Here is a 14,313-nt window from a genome sequence, read left to right on the forward strand (position 1 = left end):
GTAAAAAACTTTCACGGCTAATCGCCTGGCCTTTCCAAAGCTTACATGCAAAGCATTTCGGCCTCGCCACGGTTAACGGTTAAACTAGCGCCCTCGCCCACCATCTCCGAGGTCCGTGATGAGCTCCCACCTGCTATCCGTCGATTCCCTGAACCGTGAAAGCGTCGATCATCTTCTGCGCGTGGCCGCGCAGATGGAGCCGATCGCCAGCCGCCGGCAGGTTACCCGCGTACTGGAAGGCGCGGTGCTGGGAAACCTGTTTTTCGAGGCCAGCACCCGCACACGGGTGAGCTTCAACGCCGCATTCTGCCGGTTGGGAGGGAGCGTCTGCGACACGACGGGCTTCACCTTCTCTTCCATGGCGAAGGGTGAGTCGCTTTACGACACCAGCCGCGTGATGAGCGGCTACTGCGACGCGATCGTGATGCGCCATCCGGAGCAGGGGTCGGTGGCCGAGTTCGCCGAGGCGACCAATGTACCGGTGATCAACGGTGGCGACGGCCCGGGCGAGCACCCAAGCCAGGCGCTGCTGGATCTTTATACGATCAACAAGGAGTTCGAGCGGTTGGGTAAACGCCTGGGCGGCGCGCATATCCTGCTGACCGGGGATTTGAAGTACGGGCGCACGGTGCACTCGCTGATCAAGCTGCTCTCACTCTATGATCCGCTGCGTATCACGCTGGTGTCGCCGCCCGGCCTCGAAATGCCGACCCGGCTGGTGGATCTGGTCACTTCTCGCGGCCACCGGGTCGAGATGCGCGAACACCTGGGCGTCGATTTCAGCGATCTGGACGTGGTCTACACCACGCGCATCCAGAAGGAGCGCTTCACCGAGGAGATGAACGAGAGCTTCAAGGGCGTCTCCGACGACTTCGTGGTCAACAAGCACTTTCTCGATCAGCACTGCGGGCGCTCTACCGTCGTCATGCACCCGCTGCCTCGCGACAGCCGCCCCGGCGTGAACGATTTGAACGTGGATTTGAACGGCGACCCACGGCTTGCGATCTTTCGCCAGACCGATAACGGCATCCCGATGCGCATGGCGATCTTCGCCACGCTGCTGAAGGTCGATGAGCTGATCAAGGATAACCTGCGCCCGGTGCGCTGGTTCGTGCCGTCTCAAACCGGCACGCTGGATCGTTAGGCGTTAAAGCGACGCCCGCCCGCCGGGGAGGCCTTCCCGGTGGGCGAACCAGCCTTCCAGAATGAGCACCGCAGCGATGCCGTCGACGCTCTCTTCGCGGTAGTTGCCGCGGTGGCCGGCGTCGCGGGCGATACGTTTGGCCTCGCGGGTCGAGCCGCGCTCGTCGACCATCTCGACGGGTTTGCCAAAGCGCCCGTGAAGCCGATTACCGAACTTGCGCGCGCGCTTGCTCATGTCCGATTCGCTGTCGTCCATATTGAGCGGCAGCCCGACCACCAGCAGATCCGGCTGCCACTCTTTCAACAGCGCCTCGACGCGCTGCCAGTCAGGAATGCCGTCGCGGGCGGTGAGTGCTTCGAGCTCGCGGGCGCTTTGCAAAAGCTCGTTGCCCACCGCCACGCCGATACGCCGCGTACCGTAGTCGAAGGCGAGCACCAGCCGCTGGCCCGGTTGCGCCACTAGGCGTGCCCCGCGTCACGCGTCATGAGGTTAAGATCCACGCCGAGAATGCCCGCCGCGCCAGCAAGGCGCTCCGCCGGCGGCGTGTCGAAAATCACGCCTTCGTTTCCTTCCACGGTCAGCCAGCTGTTCTCCTTGAGCTCCTCTTCGAGCTGGCCGACTTCCCAACCGGCGCAGCCCAGGCAGACCAGAAACTGCTCGGGTCCTTCACCGTCGGCCAGCGCCTTGAGGATATCCATCGAGGTGGTGAGCGCGATGTTATCGTCGACCTGAATGCTCGAATCCCACTGCTGGCTATCGCCGATATGCAAAATGAAGCCGCGGTCCTTGTGCATCGGGCCGCCGTAGTATACCGGCGCATTGCGGTGCGGGCTCTCGTCGCCGCCCAGCGAGAGCTGCTCGAACAGCGTGTCGAGGGTGATATCGAGGGTATGGTTGACGATCACGCCCATGCAGCCGTTGTGATCGTGATCGCACAGGTAGATCAAACTGCCGGCGAAGTTGGCATCGTCGAGATGCGGCATGGCCAACAAGAAGTGGTGCTTTAAGCTTTGCATGCGTCTCCTACGGCGCGCCGAACGTCGGCGCGCCTCGCGTGATGGGCAAATGGTGGGCGCTACGAGGCAAGCCGGCGCTCGACGGCGTCCAGCAGCAAGCCCGCGATATCGGTACCGCGCTGATCGTCGATTTCGCGCACGCAGGTGGGGCTGGTGACGTTGATCTCGGTGATGTAATCGCCGATCACGTCGAGCCCCACGAACATCAACCCCTTCTCCTTGATGATCGGCTTGACCTGATCGATCAGCCAGTGATCGCGCGCAGTGAGTTCGCGACTCACGCCGCGCCCGCCAGCGGCCAGGTTGCCGCGGGTTTCACCGGCGGAGGGAATACGCGCCAGACCAAACGGCACCGGCTCACCGTCGACCAGCAGAATGCGGGTGTCGCCATCCTTGATTTCAGGCAGATAGCGCTGAGCCATGATCTGGCGCTGGCCGCGCAGGCTAAGCTGCTCGATCACCGCGCCGATGTTGCGCCCGTCCGGGCCGATATGAAAGATACCGGTGCCGCCCATGCCGTCGAGCGGCTTGAAGATGACGTCGCCGTGCTCGGCGTGGAAAGCGCGAAGGACGTCATCGCGGCTGGCGACCACGGTCGGTGCGCAGCACTCGGGGAACTGCTGAGCGAAGAGCTTCTCATTGCACTGCAAGAGCGCCTGGGTCGGGTTGACGATCAGCACGCCTTCGCGCTCGGCGAACCCCAGCAGGTGCACCGCATTGATGAACTCGGCGTCCACCGGCGGATCCTTGCGCATCAGGATCGCATCGAGGCTTGCAAGCGGGCGTGACTCGGTGTCACCCAAATCGAACCAGTGACTGGGGTCGCGATGCACGCTCAGTGGGCGCATACGCGCGTACGCCTTGCCCGCTTGCAGGAAAAGGTCGCTCTGCTCCATGTAGTAGAGCGTATAGCCGCGCTCCTGGGCCGCCCACAGCATGGCCAGGGTCGTATCCTTCTTGTAGGCGATGTCGCCGATGGGGTCCATGACGACGCCCAGCTGCAGATTCGATTGGCTCATCAAACACTATCCATTGGTAAGCGGTTAAAAACGCAGTATGCCGCACCCACGGGGCGGCGCAAACCTCACGGGGCGAGCGCCCCGGGCACCAGGCGGATCGCATGGGGCTCGAGCGAAATCAGCTCCTGCTTGTAAAGCCGACCGATCGCCTGCTTGTAGGCGCTCTTGCTCACCCCCAGCCGCGCCTTGATCGCGTGAGCGTCGCTCTTGTCGCCCAGCGGCAGGTAGCCGCCGCTCTCTCTCAGCGCGGCGAGCACCTTCTCGCCCACCACGTCCAGCCGCGCCGCGCCCGGTGGCAGCAGCGAAATATTCACCCGCCCATCGTCGCGGCGCTGCTTGACGTAGCCGGTCACCGCTTGGCCTCGGCGCAGGGGTTGGGTGATGTCGTCCTGGTAGATCAGCCCCCAGTAGCGGTGGTTGACCACGACCTTCAGCCCAAGGTCGGTGCGGTCAGCGACGATAATGGCGACCTCCTCGCCATTTTCAAGGCTTGATGCCTCGTCGCTGAGAAAACGGTCGAGCCGCTGGGAGGCGACCGGGCGGCCCTGGTCGTCTTCGTAGAGCATCACCAGCACGCGCTTGCCCGGGTCCGGGCGAAAGCGCTGCTCGCTGTAGGGTAACAGCACGTCCTTGGGCGGTCCCCAGCGCAGAAACGCGCCGGTATTGTTGACGGTCGCCACCGTCAGATAGGCCACCTCCCCGATTCGAGCACTCGCATCGCTTGCCGAGCGGGGAACGGGGCGCGCGTCATCAGCCATGAGCACTTCCTCGATAAATGAGCCTTTATTATGAGCCCAAGGCGATACCGGGGCAAAGCTGGGTAAAAAGCGGGATACAGCAGGGACCGGATCGTAAGGCGAGACACCACTCCGGGCCTTCAACAAGTAAGTAAGCCCTTACAAGTCGCCAAAGTGATGCTGGAGAAGGGTCAGCGCCACGACGGGGGCAGTTTCGGTGCGCAGCACGCGCGGGCCGAGAGTGAGCGGCGTGAAGCCGTGGGACTTGGCGGCGGCGATATCCTGCTCGGTCAGCCCGCCTTCCGGGCCAATCAGAAGCGCCGCGCGTTGGGGGCGCTCGGCGCGCGCGAAGCCGTTGCCGGTGGCCAGGTGCAGCATCAGCTTGAGCGGCTCATCGCGCTGCTCGAGCCACTGGGAAAGCGCGATGGGCGGGTGCACCACGGGCACCGTGGCGCGCCCGCACTGCTCGCAGGCGCTTTCGGCCACCGCCTGCCAGTGGGCGTGCTTTTTGGCTTCGCGCTCGTCTTTCAAGCGCACGTCGCCCCGCTCGGTATAGAGCGGGGTGATCGCCGCCACGCCGAGCTCCACGGCTTTCTGGATGGCGTAATCCATCCGGTCGCCCTTGGAGATCGCCTGACCCAGATGCACCGCGAGCGGCGACTCGCCTTCGCCTGGCCAGACGCTCTCCACCTGAGCCAGCACCCGCTTGCGCCCCGCCTCGGTGATCCGCGCGCCCGCCTCGGCGCCCCGGCCGTCGAACAGCACCAGCGGCGCGCCTTCACTCATGCGCAAAACGCGGCTGACGTGGCGCGCCGGGCCCTCGGGCAGTTCCACCTGCGTACCCACCTCGAGAGTGGCCGGGACGAACAGGCGGGGCATCTTGCCGTGTCGGGCGTACCAGTCGGCTTTCATGGCGTGGCGGGTCACTCGGCTCAGTGGGTGTTTTCAGCGGCGCCCTGGGCCTGCTGCGCTTCGCGCTTTTTACGCTGCGCGTACATGGCTTCGAAGTTGACCGGCGCCAGCATCAGCGGCGGGAAGCCGCCCCGGTTGACCAGGTTGTCGACGCACTCGCGGGCGTAGGGGAACAAAAGGTTCGGGCAGAACGCACCGAGGGTCTGCTCGAGCTGGGCGCCTTCGATGCCGGAGATGCGGAAAAGCCCCGCCTGCTCCACTTCGGCCAGAAAGGAGGTAGTGCCGGATTCGCTGTCGTTGACCTGGGCGGTTACTTTCACCACGACTTCGTACTGGTCGTCATCGATTTTGGTGCTGGTGGTGTTCAGGTCCAGATTGACCTTGGGCTTGAACGACTGCTTGAACACCGCCGGCGAGTTCGGCGCCTCGAAGGAGATGTCCTTGACATAGATGCGCTGCAGCGAAAATTTCAGCTGCGGCTTTTCGCCTTCCGCTGCGCCGGCCTGGGGGGCGTTGTTCTCTTCCGCCATGGGAGTTCTCCTGATAGATCGTTGTTACGTGAATAAAGGGATTAAGTGGATAAAGAAGTGACGAAAAGCGTCGTTACGTCACCAATAGCGCTGGCCTCAAGGCACGCAGGCGGCTTTGCGCTTATTTCTTCACCACCGGAAGGCTATCCGCCTGCCACTGGGCCATGCCGCCCTTGAGCTTGTAGGCGCGCTCAAAACCGGCCTTGCCGAGTTTGGCCTGAACCGTGCCAGCGCTCTGGCCGTGCTTGCACACCACGATGATGGGCTTGTCCTTTACCTTATCAAGCTCCTTCATGCGGGTGTCCAGGTTACTTTGCGGAATGTTGCGCGCCCCGGCGATGTGGCCGGCCTTGAACTCCTTGCTCTCGCGCACGTCGACCACCACCGCGTCTTCGCGGTTGATGAGCTGGGTGGCCTGCGAGGAGGTCACGGCGTGAGTGGACGCACTGCGGGTTTCGTAGATAAGCCACGCCACCAGCACCAGTAAAAACGCGCCCACCAGCAGCGGGTGGTTCATTACGAATTCGAACAGCTGATCGATCATCGCGAACACAATCTCTTGGTCTATGCAAAAAAAGCGGCCAGGCCACCGTCAAACCCGACAAGTATACACATCACGGGCGCCCGCGCGCAGGTCATGACGTCTGGCGAGTGGCTGCGTTATGATGCCCCAAGCGCGCGAGCGTCGCGACCCCGATCCAAGCGGTGTTCGAAAAGGCCCGACCGCCCGGCGCCTTCTCCAACACCTCTTCTTGCGCCGCGCTTTCAAGCCACTTTTTTCGATACCTTTTTCACTACCCTTTTCAATACCTTTTTCACTACGACGAGGTTTCAATGGCGACCACGACCCCGCGCCCGGTAGCGCTGATCATTCTGGATGGCTATGGACACAACCCCGATGCGGCGCACAACGCCGTGGCCGCCGCGCACACGCCGGTGATGGATGCGCTGTGGGCCAAGCGCCCCCACGCCTTTGTGCACACCGACGGCGAGCACGTCGGCCTGCCCGAGGGGCAGATGGGCAACTCCGAGGTCGGCCACATGAACCTGGGCGCGGGGCGCGTGGTGTACCAGGATTTCACCCGTATCACCAAAGCGGTTCGCGACGGCGAGCTTGCGCGCATCGAGGCGCTCACCGCGCCGATCGACGCGGCAGTCGAAAGCGGCCGCGCGGTGCATCTGCTCGGGCTTCTTTCCCCCGGCGGCGTGCACAGCCACGAGGATCACTTTCTGGCACTTGCCGAGCTCGCCGCTGAGCGCGGCGCCAAGCGCATCTACCTGCACGCCTTTCTCGATGGCCGCGACACCGCGCCGAAAAGCGCGCTGGCCTCCATTGAGCGCGCCAACGCCAAACTCGCGGAGCTGGTCGGGGCACAGAACGGCTTCGTCGCCTCGATCATCGGGCGCTTTTACGCCATGGACCGCGACAACCGCTGGGAGCGCGTGGAGAAAGCCTACCGCCTGCTCACCCGGGGCGATGCCGAACACACCAGTGATAGCGCCGAAGCGCTGCTGGAGGCGGCCTACGCCCGCGGCGAAACCGACGAGTTCGTCGAAGCAGGCCAGGTGCGCAAGGGCGATCACGGCGCGGCCATCGAGGATGGCGACGCGGCGATCTTCGTCAACTTCCGCTCCGACCGCGCCCGTGAGCTGACCCGCGCCTTCACCGAGCGCGACTTCGACGGCTTCGAGCGCCAGCGCCGCCCGGCGCTTGCAGGCCAGGGGCTGGTGACGATGACCCGCTACGCCGCCGATATCGACGCCCCCGTCGCCTTCCCGCCGACGGATCTCACCGACACCCTGGGCGAGATAGTGGCCAAGCGCGGGCTCGCTCAGCTGCGCATCGCCGAAACCGAGAAGTACCCGCACGTCACGTTTTTCTTCTCCGGCGGCGTCGAGGCCGAATACGAGCGCGAAGAGCGCATCCTCATCCCCTCGCCGCGGGACGTCAAAACCTACGATGAAAAGCCCGAGATGAGCGCCTTCGAGATCACCGACGCGCTGGTCGAGGCGATCGACGGCGGCACCTTCGATCTGATCGTGTGCAACTACGCCAACGGTGACATGGTCGGCCACACCGGCGACTTCGACGCTGCGGTGAAGGCGATAGAAACCGTCGACACCTGCGTGGGCCGCGTGGTCGAGGCGATCGAGCGCGCCGGTGGGGCGTGCTTGATCACCGCCGACCACGGCAATGCCGAGCAGATGGTTCACCCGGAGACCGGCGCGCCGCAAACCGCCCACACCACCTTCGTGGTGCCGCTGATCTACGTCGGCGAGCGCCAGGCAACGCTTGCCGATGGCCGCCTGTGCGACCTGGCGCCAACGCTTTTGACCATGATGGAGCAGGACGTCCCCGAAGCGATGACCGGCACGCCGCTGCTTACCGTGAAGTCGTGATGCGCTTGTCCGGTGCCTGGAGCGCCGCCGTTCGCTGCGCGCTGCTGTGCATTGGGCTTGCCGGGGCGCTGATGCCCCCGGCCTTTGGGCAGAGCGAGCGCGAGGCGCAGCAGGCGCTCGACGCCCTGGGGCGCGAGATCGAATCGCTCGGCTCGCAGCTTCAAGACACCGGTCAGGCCCGCGACAGCGCCGAGCGCGAGCTGCAAACGGTGGAGACCGAGCTTGCCGCCACCCACCAGCGCCTGGACCAACTGCAGGCCGACCGGCGCGCCCTCGAGGATGAAACCCAGGCGCTGCGCGAGCGCCGCGGCCGCCTCGAAGCGGCGCGCAGCGCCCAGGTCGCAGCGCTGGCCCAGCAGTTCGCCGCGCTCTACCGCCTGGGGCCGACGCCGCAGCTGAAGCTGCTGCTCAACCAGAGCGACCCCGCCGAGCTCGACCGCATGCAGGCGTATCTCAACCGCCTGACCCGGGCGCGCCAGGCAAAGCTCGATGACATCGCCACGCTCGACACGGCGCTGGCCGACAACGAAGCCGAGCTCGATCAACGCCAGGTGCAGCTGGCCGCGCTGCTCGATGAGCTCGAGGCGCAGAGCGCCCGGCTTGCCGAGGCCAGCGCCGAGCGCCAGAGCGTGGTCGCGACCCTTGACGACCGCTACGAAAGCGAAGCCGACCGGCTGGCGGATCTCAACCAGACCCGCGAACAGGCCGAGGCGCAGCTTCGCCGCCTTCAGGCGGAGATGGCACGCCAGGCCACCGCTACGCCCACCACCCATATCGGGCGCACCCAGGGCGATCTGCCCTGGCCAGTGCAGGGCGCGATCAGCGCCGGGTTTAACGGCCAGCAGGGCGTGCACTACAACGGCATCGTCATCGAGGCTAGCGCCAACACCCCGGTCACCGCGGTGCATGCCGGCCGGGTGGTGTTCGCCGACTGGATGCGCGGTTTTGGCAACCTGTTGATCATCGACCACGGCGACCAGGTGATGACGCTCTACGCCCACCTGCAGCAGTTCAACGCCCGCACGGGCCAAGCGGTGAGTGCGGGCGAGGAGATCGGCCGGGTGGGAAATAGTGGCGGGCAGAGCCGCGCCGCGCTTTACTTCGAAGTGAGAAATCGCGGCGAGCCGATTAACCCGCAGCGTTGGATTGCGCGGCGCTGACGGGATAAGCTGACACCAACCGATACACGCGGCGCCCCGGCGCCATTTGCCTTGCGGAGTCTGCATGACGCGAACTGTTAACGAGGTACTGGCCCCCGCCGGGCGGCTGATGGCACGCGGCGTCACGCTGGCGCTGCTGGCCGCACCGCTGCCGCTTCTGGCCCAACCCGCCGCCAGCGGTGACCCGGACGAGCTGCCGCTGGCGGAAATCCAGACCTTCGCCGAGGTGTTCGAGCGCATCAAGCGCGGCTATGTCGAGGAGGTCGACGACGCCACGCTTTTGCGTAACGCCATGCGCGGGCTTCTAAGCGAGCTCGACCCCCACTCCGCCTACCTCGACGCCGACGATTTCCAGAGCCTGCGCGAATCGACCCAGGGCGAGTTCGGCGGCATCGGCATCGAGGTCGGTACCGAAGATGGTCAGCTGATGGTGATCACCCCGATCGACGATACCCCGGCCTCTCGGGCCGGACTGCTGGCTCGCGATCTCATTCTCACCATCGACGGCACGCCCACCGAGTCGCTTTCGCTGCAGGAGGCGGTCACGCTGATGCGCGGCGAGCCGGGAAGCCCGCTGCGCCTCGAGATATTGCGCAGTGGCGAGGAGGCGCCGCGGGAGATCACGCTGACCCGCGAGGTGATTCGAAGCGAGAGCGTCCGCCAGGAGCTGCTGGAGCCGGGCTACGGCTATCTGCGGATCAGCCAGTTTCAAACCCGCACCCCGGAGCAGGCCGGAGAAGCGCTTTCGCGCATGAGCCGCGAGCAGCCGCTCCAGGGGCTGGTGCTCGATCTGCGCAACAACCCAGGCGGGGTGCTTCAATCCGCGGTGGGCGTGGCGGATCTGTTTCTCGACAGCGGCCGTATCGTCTACACCGAAGGGCGCCTGGCCAACACCGAGATGTCGTTTTCCGCCAACCCGGCAACGCCGGCCCGGGACACGCCGCTGGTGGTACTGATCAACGGCGGCAGCGCCTCCGCCGCCGAGATCGTCGCCGGCGCGCTGCAGGATCAGCGCCGGGCGATCATCATGGGCACCGAAAGCTTCGGTAAAGGGTCGGTGCAGCAGATCATGCCGCTGGGCAACGGCGAGGGGCTCAAGCTCACCACCGCGCTCTACTACACCCCCAACGGCCGCTCGATCCAGGCCCAGGGCATCGTCCCCGATGTCGAAGTGCTGCGCGGGCGCCTGGAAGTCGCCGAGCAGCGCCGCGGCATTCGCGAAATCGACCTCGAAGGCCATCTGGATAACCAGAGCGACCGCGCGCTCGAGCGCGGCGAGCTTTCAGAGCGGCTTCGCGACGACTATCAGCTCAGCGAAGCGCTCAACTTGCTCAAGGCGCTCAACGTGGTCGACCGGCGCCGTTGAGCGCCGGCACTTTGCAGGTAGAGACTTCACAGAAAGCGCTAGCGACACGAGCGCGGAAGCCTTCCGCGCTCGCCGGTGGCCTGGCGCATGATCAGCCGCTTGAGCGGCACCGCCTGACTCACCGCGCTCATGCCGAGATTGCGCGCTAGCGTCAGCGCCGGCTGGCGGCTACCGAACAGCGTCTTGAAGCCCTTCATCAAGGCGAGCATCGCGGCGTTATCCGGGCGTCGACGCCGCTCGAAACGCGAAAGCGTCGCCCGCTCGCCAATGCTCGCCCCGCGCCGCCAGGCGTGAATCACCTCGTCGGCCAGTACCGCCGCGTCCATCAACCCCAGGTTCACCCCCTGGCCTGCCAGCGGGTGAATCGTATGGGCGGCGTCGCCCACCAGCGCGAAGTGATCGAGGGTATAGGTCTTCGCGTGGCGCTGAATCAGCGGGAAACGATGCACCCGGTCGATCACCTCGACGCGCCCCAGGCGGTGATCGAGCGTCTCGGCCATTGCCTCGCCCAGCGCTTCATTGGAGAGACCTTCCAGGGTGTCGGCGTGGCGGGCACTGGTCGACCAGACGATCGAGCAGTAGTGCTCGTCGCCCTCCAGGCTCAACGGCAAGAATGCCAAGGGCCGGCCGTCGACGAATACCTGGCGCGCGCAACCGCCGTGAGGCTTTTCGCAGCGCACCGTGGTTACCACCGCATCCTGTTCCATCGCCTGCTCGGCCACTTCGATACCCGCCAGCGCCCGCAGCGCCGAGCGCGCGCCGTCGGCGGCCACGACCAGCGGCGCGTTGAGCTCGCGCCTATCCTTCAAGATCACGCTGCGCCCCTTCGACGCCGTCTGCAGCGCTGCCACCTCGACCCCGTAATAGGCTTGAAGCGTTGGCAGGGTCAACACCTTCTGATTGAGCGCGGCGAGGGTGACGCTGTTTTCGACGATATGCCCGAGCACCGCCGTGCCCGCCTCATCGGCGGAAAAATCGATGTGGCCGCTGCCCTCGCCGTCCCACACCTGCATATAGCGGTACGGCGTCACTCGGGTGCTGGACATGGCCGGCCAAGCGCCGAGGTGGGTCAACAGCCGCTGGGAAACCGGCGTGAGCGCGCTCACCCGCGGGGTGAGCGTTGAGGTGTCGAGGGTTTCAATCATAAGCGGTGCGACCCGGGATTCGACCAGCGCGGTGCGCAGCCCGGCGCCGGCCAAAAGCCCGGCCAGCGCCGTGCCCACCATGCCGGCGCCGACGATGACCGCGTCAAACTGCTCGAAACTCGTGTTCGATGGCGCCTGTTGGCTCTGCATTGCGCTTCCTGTGGTGAGTCGTGAGTCGTGAGTCGTGAGTCGTGAGTCGTGAGTCGTGAGTCGTGAGTGACAGTATAAGCGTTAACGCTCGAGGCCCATGGCGCGGCGCGCGAGGCCCCGGCGCAGCGGGCCGACCAGGTTGAGGCCGATCAGGCCAGCGGCGCGGGCGTGGGGCAGAAGCGGAAACGAAGCGCCGAACAGGCGCACCAGGCTATCGCTGAAGCGGATCACGTTGGCGCGATCCCGGGCGCGATGTCTCTCGAAAGCGAGCAGCGTGTGCATATCGCCTACATCGCGCCCCTGCTGGCGGCCCTCTTCCAGCGCTTCGACCAGGTCCATCACCGAGCGCAGCGCCAGGTTGAAGCCCTGCCCCGCCACCGGATGCAGCGCGTGGGCGGCGTTACCCAACACCGCGAGCCCCGGGCGCACCGTTTCGCGCGCCGTCACCAGCGAAAGCGGATAGCTAAATCGCTTGCCGACTTTAGTGAACCGCCCGACCCGGTCGCCGAAGGCGCGCTGCAGCTGCGCCAGAAACGCGCCGTCGTCGAGCGTTAGCCGCGCCTTTTCATCGCCACTCTGGTGCGTCCAGATCAGCTCCATCGCCTGGTTGGGCAGCGGCAGCAGCGCCATCGGCCCTTCGTCGGTGAAGCGCTCGAAGGCCACGCCGTGGTGGGGCTGGCTGATACCCACGTGGGCGATCAGCGCGGTCTGTTCATAAGAGCGCCGCTGGCTCTCGATACCGAGCTGCTCCTTGAGTCCGGAGCGCCCGCCATCGGCGAGCACCGTTAGCCCGGCGCTCAGCGTCTCGCCGGTAGAAAGCGCCAAGCGGTGGCCGTTTTCCACCGCGGTCATGGTCTCGACCCGCGCCGGGCAGTACCAGTCGATGGGCAGCGTTTCGAGCTTCTGGTGCAGCACCCGCCCCATCCAGGCGTTGGGAATCACGTAGCCCAGCGCCTCGACCCCCATCTCGGAAGCGTTTAGCCGTGTAGCCCCCAGCCGGCCGCGCTCGCTGATATGGATGCGCGCGATCGGCGAGGCCTCTCGCTGCATCGCCTCCCACACACCCAGCTCGCGAAAGCGTTGCGCGGAGCCGGCGGCGATGGCGCTTGCCCGCGCATCGAAGCTCGGCTGCCAAGCCTGCTCGCCGCTATCCGGCAGGGCGGCGGCCTCGATGATCGCCACGCGCAGATTAGAGCGCGCCATCATGGCGGCCAGCGCGCAGCCCAGGCTCGACCCCACCAGCCCGCCACCCACGATAACGATATCGTAAGTCTTCGTTTTAGAAGATTTTTCAGGCATCCGCGTGGTCATCAAACGCTCTCCGCTCACTCGATGTAATTTCGTAAAACATTACATAATAAATATTTTCAGTATTTCGATTCGATCACTTATTGACCATCAGGGCCTCGATTTCTTCCACCTGCTTGGGCACTTCCGAAGTGAGCACCTCTCCGCCGGTCGCGGTGACCGCCACGTTGTCCTCGATACGAAGTCCGATGCCGCGGTAGGCAGCGGGAATGTCATCGTCTTCGGGGATGTAGAGACCGGGCTCGACGGTGACCACCATGCCCGGCGCCAGCGGGCGCGGCGTCTGTTCGTCCAGCCGGTAGGTGCCCACATCGTGCACGTCGAGCCCGAGCCAGTGCGAAGTGGAGTGCAGGTAGAAGCGCCGGTAGCTGTCGTCGTCGATACGCGCCTGCACATCGCCGGAGAGAAGGCCAAGCTCGATGAGCCCGCGGGTCAAATCCTCGACCACACCGGCGTGGATATCGGCAAGCGTGGCGCCTGGAGCAATGGCGGCCACGGCGCGCTCCTGAGCGCCCAATACCACGTCGTAAAGCGCGCGCTGGGCTTCATTGAAGCGCCCGGCTACCGGAAAGGTGCGGGTGATATCGCCGGCGTAAAGGTCGAACTCGGCGCCGGCGTCGATCAGCACCAGGGCGTTCTCTTCGAGCACCGCGCTGTTTTCAATATAGTGCAGCACACAGGCGTTGGCGCCGCCGCCGACGATGGTGCTGTAGGCCGGGCCGCTGCCGCCCTGCCAGACGAACTCGTGTTCGAGCTCGGCCTGCAGCTGATACTCGAAGAGCCCCGGCGTACAGGCGCGCATCGCCCGCCGGTGAGCTCGGGCAGAAATGCGGCAGGCGTGGCGCAAAAGCGCAAGCTCCGCCGGGCTCTTGATCAGCCGCTGGGCGTGGATCAGTTCGCGGCTGTCGAACCAGGCCTCGAGCGCGGGCTTGCCGCGGCGCCGGCCCGCCTGGGCGTCCGCCAATGCGTCTTCGGCAATCGCCATCGCCTCGGGCTCGCCGAGCGGCAGGTAGAGCCGTGTGCGCCCTTCGAGCAGCCCCGGCAGACGCGTTTCGCGCTCGGCGTTCTCGAACGCCTGGTCGACGCCATGCTCGGCCAGCACGCCGCTGGCACCGAGGCGCCGGCCGGTCCAGGCCTCGAGGGTGGCGTCGCGGTCCTGGCAAAACACCACGCTCTGGCCAGAGTCACGCCCGGGCAGCAGCAGAAGCAGCGCATCGGGTTCGAGAATGCCGGTCAGATAATAAAAGTCGCTCTGCTGGCGAAACGGGTACTCGCTGTCGTTCGAGCGGGTCTTGAGCGCGCCGCCGGGCACGATCATCACCGCCCCTTCTGGCAAGTTGGCCATCAGCGCCTCGCGGCGGGCGCGGTACTCATCCACGGTGATCGCGGCGGGGCGCGAAAGCGTATCGGGTAACATCACTGCTCC

General features: G+C 65.5%; 14 protein-coding genes. 4 read left to right on the forward strand and 10 right to left on the reverse strand.

The genetic code is table 11. The features are described 5' to 3' along the window. The first annotated feature begins 118 nt into the window (after positions 1 to 118). The gene (gene pyrB / locus ACGK9R_RS13440; RefSeq protein WP_394582049.1) at positions 119 to 1,144 is read left to right on the forward strand and encodes an aspartate carbamoyltransferase; all 1,026 of its coding nucleotides are present in this window, start codon (positions 119 to 121) and stop codon (positions 1,142 to 1,144) included. A gap of 3 nt (positions 1,145 to 1,147) precedes the next feature. Here the strand turns inward: pyrB and ruvX are convergent, their stop codons facing one another. The 7 genes from ruvX to ACGK9R_RS13475 form a co-directional block, all read right to left on the reverse strand. Continuing rightward, positions 1,148 to 1,603 carry a Holliday junction resolvase RuvX gene (gene ruvX, locus ACGK9R_RS13445; RefSeq protein ID WP_394582051.1) on the reverse strand — a complete coding sequence of 152 codons (456 nt, stop codon included), beginning with the start codon at positions 1,601 to 1,603 and terminating at the stop codon, positions 1,148 to 1,150. Further along, a complete protein-coding gene (locus ACGK9R_RS13450; protein ID WP_394582053.1) occupies positions 1,603 to 2,160 on the reverse strand; it encodes a YqgE/AlgH family protein in 558 nt (185 codons plus the stop codon). The genes ruvX and ACGK9R_RS13450 overlap by 1 nt, the downstream gene beginning before the upstream one ends. Before the next feature lie 59 nt (positions 2,161 to 2,219). After that, positions 2,220 to 3,179: a glutathione synthase gene (gshB, locus tag ACGK9R_RS13455; protein ID WP_394582055.1), complete on the reverse strand. Its 960-nt coding sequence runs from the start codon at positions 3,177 to 3,179 to the stop codon at positions 2,220 to 2,222. Positions 3,180 to 3,244: 65 nt separating this feature from the next. Next, positions 3,245 to 3,937 (reverse strand): S1 RNA-binding domain-containing protein, encoded by a 693-nt coding sequence (locus ACGK9R_RS13460; protein ID WP_394582057.1) that lies wholly within the window; start codon positions 3,935 to 3,937, stop codon positions 3,245 to 3,247. 138 nt (positions 3,938 to 4,075) lie between these two features. Beyond that, the gene (locus ACGK9R_RS13465) at positions 4,076 to 4,828 is read right to left on the reverse strand and encodes a 16S rRNA (uracil(1498)-N(3))-methyltransferase (RefSeq protein WP_394582059.1); all 753 of its coding nucleotides are present in this window, start codon (positions 4,826 to 4,828) and stop codon (positions 4,076 to 4,078) included. A 20-nt stretch (positions 4,829 to 4,848) separates the two neighbouring features. Further along, entirely contained in the window at positions 4,849 to 5,358 is a 510-nt protein-coding gene (secB, locus tag ACGK9R_RS13470; protein ID WP_394582061.1) for a protein-export chaperone SecB, read from the reverse strand. A 121-nt stretch (positions 5,359 to 5,479) separates the two neighbouring features. Beyond that, positions 5,480 to 5,902 (reverse strand): rhodanese-like domain-containing protein, encoded by a 423-nt coding sequence (locus ACGK9R_RS13475; protein WP_394582063.1) that lies wholly within the window; start codon positions 5,900 to 5,902, stop codon positions 5,480 to 5,482. Positions 5,903 to 6,192: 290 nt separating this feature from the next. Between ACGK9R_RS13475 and gpmI the strand changes: the two genes are divergently transcribed. The 3 genes from gpmI (at position 6,193) to ACGK9R_RS13490 (ending at position 10,284) form a co-directional block, all read left to right on the forward strand. Further along, positions 6,193 to 7,758, forward strand: a complete 1,566-nt coding sequence (gene gpmI, locus ACGK9R_RS13480) for a 2,3-bisphosphoglycerate-independent phosphoglycerate mutase (protein ID WP_394582065.1) — start codon at positions 6,193 to 6,195, stop codon at positions 7,756 to 7,758. Continuing rightward, positions 7,758 to 8,918 (forward strand): murein hydrolase activator EnvC family protein, encoded by a 1,161-nt coding sequence (locus ACGK9R_RS13485; RefSeq protein ID WP_394582067.1) that lies wholly within the window; start codon positions 7,758 to 7,760, stop codon positions 8,916 to 8,918. Before gpmI ends, ACGK9R_RS13485 begins: the two co-directional genes overlap by 1 nt. A gap of 64 nt (positions 8,919 to 8,982) precedes the next feature. Next, entirely contained in the window at positions 8,983 to 10,284 is a 1,302-nt protein-coding gene (locus ACGK9R_RS13490; protein WP_394582069.1) for a S41 family peptidase, read from the forward strand. Between the two features lie 38 nt (positions 10,285 to 10,322). On the opposite strand, the gene ACGK9R_RS13495 is transcribed toward ACGK9R_RS13490, so the two are convergent. The 3 genes from ACGK9R_RS13495 to pepP all read right to left on the reverse strand — a co-directional run bounded on the left by ACGK9R_RS13495 (position 10,323) and on the right by pepP (position 14,304). Beyond that, a complete protein-coding gene (locus ACGK9R_RS13495; RefSeq protein WP_394582071.1) occupies positions 10,323 to 11,579 on the reverse strand; it encodes a UbiH/UbiF/VisC/COQ6 family ubiquinone biosynthesis hydroxylase in 1,257 nt (418 codons plus the stop codon). An 81-nt stretch (positions 11,580 to 11,660) separates the two neighbouring features. Then, positions 11,661 to 12,890: a 2-octaprenyl-6-methoxyphenyl hydroxylase gene (gene ubiH / locus ACGK9R_RS13500; RefSeq protein WP_394582073.1), complete on the reverse strand. Its 1,230-nt coding sequence runs from the start codon at positions 12,888 to 12,890 to the stop codon at positions 11,661 to 11,663. A 73-nt stretch (positions 12,891 to 12,963) separates the two neighbouring features. Beyond that, on the reverse strand, positions 12,964 to 14,304 hold the full coding sequence (gene pepP / locus ACGK9R_RS13505; protein ID WP_394582075.1) for a Xaa-Pro aminopeptidase: 1,341 nt from the start codon (positions 14,302 to 14,304) through the stop codon (positions 12,964 to 12,966). Between the last annotated feature and the right edge of the window lie 9 nt (positions 14,305 to 14,313).

It is taken from the genome of Halomonas sp. HNIBRBA4712 (genome assembly GCF_043558675.1).
Classification (GTDB): Bacteria; Pseudomonadota; Gammaproteobacteria; order Pseudomonadales; family Halomonadaceae; genus Vreelandella.

What these genes read in the sequence shown, in the direction of transcription:
- pyrB (WP_394582049.1), top strand. Translation starts at nt 119, where the DNA reads ATGAGCTCCCACCTGCTATCCGTCGATTCCCTGAACCGTGAAAGCGTC.
- ACGK9R_RS13450 (WP_394582053.1), bottom strand. Translation starts at nt 2,160, where the DNA reads ATGCAAAGCTTAAAGCACCACTTCTTGTTGGCCATGCCGCATCTCGAC.
- gshB (WP_394582055.1), bottom strand. Translation starts at nt 3,179, where the DNA reads ATGAGCCAATCGAATCTGCAGCTGGGCGTCGTCATGGACCCCATCGGC.
- ACGK9R_RS13460 (WP_394582057.1), bottom strand. Translation starts at nt 3,937, where the DNA reads ATGGCTGATGACGCGCGCCCCGTTCCCCGCTCGGCAAGCGATGCGAGT.
- ACGK9R_RS13465 (WP_394582059.1), bottom strand. Translation starts at nt 4,828, where the DNA reads ATGAAAGCCGACTGGTACGCCCGACACGGCAAGATGCCCCGCCTGTTC.
- secB (WP_394582061.1), bottom strand. Translation starts at nt 5,358, where the DNA reads ATGGCGGAAGAGAACAACGCCCCCCAGGCCGGCGCAGCGGAAGGCGAA.
- ACGK9R_RS13475 (WP_394582063.1), bottom strand. Translation starts at nt 5,902, where the DNA reads ATGATCGATCAGCTGTTCGAATTCGTAATGAACCACCCGCTGCTGGTG.
- gpmI (WP_394582065.1), top strand. Translation starts at nt 6,193, where the DNA reads ATGGCGACCACGACCCCGCGCCCGGTAGCGCTGATCATTCTGGATGGC.
- ACGK9R_RS13485 (WP_394582067.1), top strand. Translation starts at nt 7,758, where the DNA reads ATGCGCTTGTCCGGTGCCTGGAGCGCCGCCGTTCGCTGCGCGCTGCTG.
- ACGK9R_RS13490 (WP_394582069.1), top strand. Translation starts at nt 8,983, where the DNA reads ATGACGCGAACTGTTAACGAGGTACTGGCCCCCGCCGGGCGGCTGATG.
- ACGK9R_RS13495 (WP_394582071.1), bottom strand. Translation starts at nt 11,579, where the DNA reads ATGCAGAGCCAACAGGCGCCATCGAACACGAGTTTCGAGCAGTTTGAC.
- ubiH (WP_394582073.1), bottom strand. Translation starts at nt 12,890, where the DNA reads ATGACCACGCGGATGCCTGAAAAATCTTCTAAAACGAAGACTTACGAT.
- pepP (WP_394582075.1), bottom strand. Translation starts at nt 14,304, where the DNA reads ATGTTACCCGATACGCTTTCGCGCCCCGCCGCGATCACCGTGGATGAG.